Below are 6,390 nucleotides of genomic sequence, written 5' to 3'. Positions count from 1 at the left end.
GATCCGCGTCCGATCCGACGCACCCTGACCACTCAGATCCCCGTCCGTCCGTGCGGATCGCCCACCTTCTTCGACTCGCTCGACCCGCGCTCGCGCAGGAACACGGCGAGCGCCGCCATGCTGCCCACCGCGAGGAACTCCGACTGCCAGTTCTGGAGCGTCCGGTTCCAGAAGTCGGCGGAGGAGACGTAGCCGAGCCAGTCGACGGGCGCCTCCAGGCTCGTCAGCTGCTCCTCGTTGTAGGCCACGACGCCCGTCACCGACTGCGCCGCCCAGGACAGCAGGAACACCGCCCCCATCACCAGCAGCAGCGAGTGCGAGAACAGCGCCTGCCGCAGGCCGCCGGCGGACGCCGAGGGCGGCGAGTCGTCCTCCGCGGACGCCCCCGCCTTCTGCTGCTCGTCGGTCTCGAGGCCCTCCTCGCCCACCCGCTTCGACTCGGGCGAGCCGCACTGCACGAGCCAGACGGTCGCGCCGATGTAGAGGAAGAACTGGAGGTACTCCGACTGCCAGTTCTCGGCGACGTCGATCGCGAAGTCGGAGGAGGTGACGAAGCGCCAGTAGCCGACCTCCCGCAGCCCCTCCGCGACCTGGGTGTCGTTGTACGCGGCGAGCCCGGCGAACGACTGCCCGAGGAGAGCGAGCAGGAAGATCGCGAGGAAGAACAGCGAGAGTCCGTTCTGGCGCAGGAAGCGGCGCATCCGGCTCACCTCCCGAGGATCCCGACGGCGAAGAACCCGATCAGGCCGAGCACGATCACGGCGTAGTACAGGGCGGAGGCAGTGCGCACGTCAGCTCCCGTCCAGGACGCAGTCGAAGGGCGCGTCCGCCACCGGCGCGCAGCCGGCCGCGCGCACCAGCCAGCCGTCGTCGCCCGGAGTGAGGAACACCACGGTGCCGCCGGAGCGCACGATCGCCGCCCGGCCGTAGACCTCGGCGTCCCCTGCTCCGTCTTCCGCGATCCCGAGCTCCAGCACGCCGCCGGGGCAGTCGCCCTCCCGGTCCTCCACGGCCTCGCGGGCGGAGCCGGTGAGCAGCGCGCACGCCGCGCGGCCGTCGCCGTCGGCGAGCGCGGAGAGGAAGGCGTCGGCCGCGCGGCGGGCCGCCGTGCCGTCCGCGGAGCATCCGCAGAGCGCGAGCACGAGAGCCGCCGTCGCGGCCGTCGCGGGGACGGAGCGCGATCGAGGGAGCATCATGGCCAGGGAAGCTACTCCCGGGCCCGACCACCGGGCAGAGGGTTGCCATCGGGCCCTGCGGGCCCCGCGACCGGATCGTTACCGAAGCGCACCGCCGTGCTGTTGCGTCACAAGAATTGTTCACGGTAACATTTCGACGCGGCGCTGCTTCGGCCGGCGCCCACTGCACATCCTGCACTCACCGCACCTCGGGCCGCTAGGCCCGCATTCGAGGCCCTTCGGGGTCCACCATCTCGGGCACTCTCTTCGTGCCCGCGATCTCAAGGAGGAGATCTATGTCCAAGACGAGGCGTATCGGCCAGTTCCTGGGTTTCGCAGCAGTCGGCGCACTCGCGTTCGGACTCGCGGGCTGCTCGGGCGGTTCCGGCACCGATTCGGGCTCCGGCTCGAGCGGTGACCTCACCACCGTCGGCTTCGTGGCCGTCGGCCCCGAGGGCGCGTGGCGCCAGGCGAACGAGACCAACATCGAGGACACGTTCACCAAGGACGCCGGCTTCGACCTGAAGTACGCACCCGCCACCAACGGAGACCAGAAGTCGCAGATCGACTCCTTCACCTCCTTCGTGGACGAGGGCGTCGACATCATCCTGCTCTCCGCCACGGAGGGCTCCGGCTGGGAGGACTCGCTCGAGCGCGCCCAGGAGGCCGAGATCCCGGTCATCCTGATCGACCGCGGCATCGAGCCGGACAACACCGACCTCTACGTGACCCGCATCGCGCCGGACAACATCGCGGTCAGCACCTCGGTCGCCGACTGGGCCAAGACCACCTTCCCGAGCGGCGCGAAGTACTTCACGCTCGAGGGCCCCGCGGGCGTCTCGGTCGTCAACGAGCGCAACGAGGGCTGGGACGAGGTCATCGGCGCCGACTCGAAGTTCACCAAGATCGGCGCGCAGACCGCGAACTGGTCCACCGAAGAGGCCAAGAGCGTCTTCGAGACCGTCCTGAAGTCGAACAACAACGACGTCCAGCTGGTCTTCGCACAGAACGACGAGATGGGCCTCGGCGCCGTCCAGGCCGTCCAGGAGGCCGGCCTCACCCCCGGCACCGACGTCAAGATCGCCACGATCGACGGCACCAAGAACGCCCTGCAGGCGCTGGCCGACGGCGAGCTGAGCTTCGTCGCCGAGTACAACCCGCTGTTCGGCGAGACCGCCCTCGACGCGGTCGAGAAGACCCTGGCCGGCGAGACGGTCGAGTCCTCGATCGTCGTCCCGAGCGAGACCTTCGACTCGCCCGAGGCCGCCACCACCGCGCTGCCCGACCGCAAGTTCTAGTCGCTCAGCACCACCGGTCGCCCGGCGTCGTCCTCGACGCGGCACCACTCCCCCGGAGCGACCGGGGCCGGCCCACCCGCCGGCCCCGGTCGCTCCGACCCTTCGGCGCACCTGTTCGGCTGCGCCCCGCTCGAGAACGGAACGACGCGACATGACAGGTTCGCCTCCGATCGTCGAGATGAAGAACATCTCGATCAGCTTCCCCGGCGTGAAAGCCCTCGACGGCGTCGACTTCCGCCTGTTCCCGGGCGAGGTCCACACCCTCATGGGTGAGAACGGCGCCGGCAAGTCCACGCTCATCAAGGCCCTCACCGGCGTCTACCGCATCGACAGCGGAGACATCGTGATCGACGGGGAGACCCGTCGCCTGACCGGCACCGCCGACTCGCAGGCCGCGGGCATCTCCACCGTGTACCAGGAGGTCAACCTGGTCACGAACCTCTCCATCGGAGAGAACGTGATGCTCGGCTACGAGGTCCGCGGACCCTTCGGCATCAACTGGAAGGCCACGCACCAGGCCGCGAAGGTCGCGCTCGAGAAGCTCGGCCTCGGCCACCTCAACACGCGCCAGTCGCTCGCCTCGCTCTCGATCGCGATGCAGCAGCTGGTCGCGATCAGCCGCTCGACGGTGAGCGACTCCAAGGTGCTCATCCTCGACGAGCCGACCTCGAGCCTGGACGCGAACGAGGTCGAGAACCTCTTCGTGGTCATCCGCCGCCTCCGCGCGGAGGGCGTCGCGATCCTCTTCGTCTCGCACTTCCTCGACCAGGTCTACGCGATCAGCGACCGCCTGACGGTGCTGCGCAACGGCACCTTCGTCGGCGAGTACCTGACCCACGAGCTCGACCGCACCTCGCTGATCTCGAAGATGATCGGTAAGGACATCGCGGCGCTGCGCTCCCTCGACTCCGAGCGCGAGAGCCAGGACCACCTCTACCGCGACGCCCCGCTCTACACCGCGAAGGGCATCGGCAAGAAGGGCTCCATCGAGAGCACCGACCTGACGCTGCACCGCGGCGAGGTCGTCGGCTTCGCCGGGCTCCTCGGCTCCGGCCGCACCGAGCTCGCGCGCCTGATCTACGGCGTCGACAAGCCCGACACCGGCGAGATCACGATGCACGGCAAGAAGATCGACGTCCCGACGCCGACCGCCGGTCTCGCCCACAAGATCGCGTTCTCGAGCGAGAACCGCCGCGACGAGGGCATCATCCGCGACCTCTCGGTCCGCGAGAACCTCATCCTCGGCGTGCAGGCCAAGCGCGGCTGGGCCCGCCCCCTCTCCAAGAAGGAGAAGGACGAGATCGTCGGCAAGTACCTCATCGAGCTCAACGTGCGCCCGGCCGACCCCGACCGCCCGATCAGCAAGCTCTCCGGCGGCAACCAGCAGAAGGTCCTCCTCGGCCGCTGGCTCGCCACCGCCCCCGAGATCCTCATCCTCGACGAGCCGACCCGCGGCATCGACGTCGGAGCGAAGGCCGAGATCCAGGAGAAGGTCGTCGCCCTCGCCGGCGAGGGCGTCGCCGTGGTCTTCATCTCGTCCGAGCTCGACGAGGTCGTCCGCCTCAGCGACCGCATCATCGTCCTGAAGGACCACCGCGTGATCGCGGAGATCCTCAACGGTCCCGCTGTCACTGCGGAGTCGATCGTCACTACCATCGCCGCAGAGGGAGTCGTCGACGAGGACGTCGTCGTCCTCGAGAGCGCCACGCAGGAGGCCGCATCATGAGCAGCGACACCCGACCCGCCCGGGGATCCGTCCTCGGCGGGATCATCCGCCGCCAGTACTTCTGGGGAGTCGTGGCGATCGCCCTGCTCCTCCTCGTCAACGTCGTCAAGGACCCGGGCTACCTGGCCGTCTCGGTCAGCCCCACCACCGGCTACCTCGTCGGCAACGTCATCGACATCGCCCGCGCCGCCGCTCCGATCCTGATGATCGCCGTCGGCATGTGCCTGGTCGTCGCGACCGGGGGCATCGACCTCTCGGTCGGCTCGATCATGGTCGTCGCCGGCGCCGTCTCGATGGAGTTCCTCAACTCCGCGGGAGCGCCCGACTCGCTCGGCGCGGCAGCGGGAGCCTTCGCGGTCGCCCTCCTCGTGGCCGCCGTGCTCGGAGCCGTGAACGGCATCCTGGTCTCGGTGGTGGGCCTCCAGCCCTTCATCAGCACGCTGGTCGTGATGCTCGCGGGCCGCGGCCTGGCGAAGGTCATCACCGGCGGCCAGAACACCGCCGCCACCAACGAGCCCTTCCGCTGGCTCGCGAACGGGTACGTCTTCGGGCTCCCGGTCGTGTTCCTCCTCGCCATCGCCATCGTCGTGGTCGTCGGAGTCCTGGTGCGCCGCAGCGCCCTCGGCCTGATGATCGAGGCCATCGGCATGGACCCGAAGGCGGCCCGCCTCGCGGGCATCAATCGCCGGGGCCTGCTGATGACCGCCTACATCGGCAGCGGCATCCTCGCCGGAGTCGCGGGCGTGTTCGCCACGGCGAGCGTGATGACGGTCGACGTCTCGCGCACCGGCTACCAGCTCGAGCTCGACGCGATCCTCGCGGTCGTCATCGGCGGCACCTCGCTCGCCGGCGGCAAGTTCAACATCACCGGTGCCGCCGTGGGCGCGATCCTGATCGCCACCCTCGACAAGACCGTCGTGTTCCTCGGAGTCTCGTCCTCCGCGACGCCCGCCTTCAAGGCGATCGTCATCGTCGCGCTCTGCCTCCTGCAGTCCGAGCGCGTCCGCTCCGCCTTCAAGTCCCGTCGCGAGGCGCGCCGCAGCGTCCCGCAGAAAGAGGCGATCCCCGCATGAGTGCCGTGATGACCCGCTCCGCCCCTCCGGCGAGCACCAAGCGCACCTCCGGGGCGCGCGGCTGGCTGAGCCAGCACCTGGACAAGCTGCCCACCCTGGCCGCGCTGATCATCTTCTTCGGGATGATCGTCTACGGCGAGGCCGCCTACGGCCGGATCCTGCAGGCGAGCACGATCTCGAACCTGCTGGTCAACAACGCGCACCTGATCATCCTCGCCGTGGGCCTCACCTTCGTGATCCTCACCGGCGGCATCGACCTCTCGGTCGGCGCGGTGATCGCGTTCAGCAGCGTGAGCGGCGTGCTCCTGATCAACGCCGGCTGGAACCCCTGGCTCGTGATGGTCCTGATGGTCGTGATCGGCGCCCTGTTCGGCGTGATCTCCGGCGTCCTGATCCAGTACTTCAACGTGCAGCCGTTCATCGCGACGCTCGCGATGATGTTCCTGGCCCGCGGTCTCGCCTCCATGCTGAGCACCGTCCCGGAGCGCCTCCCCGAGGACTCGGCCGTGCTGAGCCTGGCCACGCCGATCAAGCTGATCGACGGCCCGAAGGTCAACGACTTCGTCATCAGCCCCGGCGTGATCATCGCGATCCTCGTCGTGGCCGGCGCGTTCTTCGTGCTGCACCGCACCCGCCTGGGCCGCACGGTCTACGCGATGGGCGGCTCCGAGCAGTCGGCGGCCCTGATGGGCCTCCCGGTGGTGCGGACCAAGCTGTTCATCTACATCATCAGCGGCACGCTCGCCGGTCTCGCCGGTGTGGTCTACACCGCCCGCCTCGGCAGCGCGCAGAACATCACCGGCACCGGCTGGGAGCTCGACGCCATCGCGGCGACCGTCATCGGCGGCACGCTGCTCACCGGCGGCGTCGGCTTCGTGCTCGGCTCGGTGGTCGGCGCCCTGGTGCTCGGCCTGATGAACGTCCTGATCACCCGCGACGGCGGCATCCCGCCGGAGGCGACCACGATCATCACCGGAGGCATCCTCCTGGTCTTCGTCCTCCTCCAGCGCGCCGTCATGGCCCGCAGCAAGACCTGACCGGGCTCCGGCCCGGTCTCCCTTGGCGCCCCCTCGTCCCTCCGCGGACGAGGGGGCGCCGTCGTGTCCGAGGCGCTCCGC

Annotated in this window: 6 protein-coding genes; 4 read left to right on the top strand and 2 right to left on the bottom strand. The window is 69.4% G+C overall.

The features are described from left to right. Window positions 1–32: 32 nt before the first annotated feature. Both C5C82_RS13365 and C5C82_RS13360 read right to left on the bottom strand, forming a co-directional pair. Window positions 33–701 (bottom strand): DUF6766 family protein, encoded by a 669-nt coding sequence (locus C5C82_RS13365; protein ID WP_104355216.1) that lies wholly within the window; start codon window positions 699–701, stop codon window positions 33–35. A gap of 90 nt (window positions 702–791) precedes the next feature. Next, window positions 792–1,196: a hypothetical protein gene (locus tag C5C82_RS13360; protein ID WP_104257729.1), complete on the bottom strand. Its 405-nt coding sequence runs from the start codon at window positions 1,194–1,196 to the stop codon at window positions 792–794. 275 nt (window positions 1,197–1,471) lie between these two features. Here C5C82_RS13360 and C5C82_RS13355 point away from each other — a divergent pair, with 275 nt between their 5' ends. The 4 genes from C5C82_RS13355 (at window position 1,472) to C5C82_RS13340 (ending at window position 6,309) form a co-directional block, all read left to right on the top strand. Continuing rightward, the gene (locus tag C5C82_RS13355; protein WP_104222394.1) at window positions 1,472–2,473 is read left to right on the top strand and encodes an ABC transporter substrate-binding protein; all 1,002 of its coding nucleotides are present in this window, start codon (window positions 1,472–1,474) and stop codon (window positions 2,471–2,473) included. 151 nt (window positions 2,474–2,624) lie between these two features. Then, window positions 2,625–4,199 carry a sugar ABC transporter ATP-binding protein gene (locus C5C82_RS13350; RefSeq protein ID WP_104355215.1) on the top strand — a complete coding sequence of 525 codons (1,575 nt, stop codon included), beginning with the start codon at window positions 2,625–2,627 and terminating at the stop codon, window positions 4,197–4,199. Continuing rightward, window positions 4,196–5,272 (top strand): ABC transporter permease, encoded by a 1,077-nt coding sequence (locus C5C82_RS13345; protein WP_104227011.1) that lies wholly within the window; start codon window positions 4,196–4,198, stop codon window positions 5,270–5,272. Before C5C82_RS13350 ends, C5C82_RS13345 begins: the two co-directional genes overlap by 4 nt. Beyond that, window positions 5,269–6,309 (top strand): sugar ABC transporter permease, encoded by a 1,041-nt coding sequence (locus tag C5C82_RS13340; RefSeq protein WP_104222391.1) that lies wholly within the window; start codon window positions 5,269–5,271, stop codon window positions 6,307–6,309. The genes C5C82_RS13345 and C5C82_RS13340 overlap by 4 nt, the downstream gene beginning before the upstream one ends. Window positions 6,310–6,390: the final 81 nt, after the last annotated feature.

This window comes from Rathayibacter sp. AY1D5, from assembly GCF_002932515.1.
Taxonomy (GTDB): Bacteria; Actinomycetota; Actinomycetes; order Actinomycetales; family Microbacteriaceae; genus Rathayibacter.
This window is presented reverse-complemented; position numbering and strand designations above follow the sequence as displayed.

Excerpts from the sequence above, each read along its gene's own strand:
- C5C82_RS13355 (WP_104222394.1), top strand. The coding sequence starts at position 1,472 with ATGTCCAAGACGAGGCGTATCGGCCAGTTCCTGGGTTTCGCAGCAGTC.
- C5C82_RS13340 (WP_104222391.1), top strand. The coding sequence starts at position 5,269 with ATGAGTGCCGTGATGACCCGCTCCGCCCCTCCGGCGAGCACCAAGCGC.
- C5C82_RS13360 (WP_104257729.1), bottom strand. The coding sequence starts at position 1,196 with ATGATGCTCCCTCGATCGCGCTCCGTCCCCGCGACGGCCGCGACGGCG.
- C5C82_RS13365 (WP_104355216.1), bottom strand. The coding sequence starts at position 701 with ATGCGCCGCTTCCTGCGCCAGAACGGACTCTCGCTGTTCTTCCTCGCG.
- C5C82_RS13350 (WP_104355215.1), top strand. The coding sequence starts at position 2,625 with ATGACAGGTTCGCCTCCGATCGTCGAGATGAAGAACATCTCGATCAGC.
- C5C82_RS13345 (WP_104227011.1), top strand. The coding sequence starts at position 4,196 with ATGAGCAGCGACACCCGACCCGCCCGGGGATCCGTCCTCGGCGGGATC.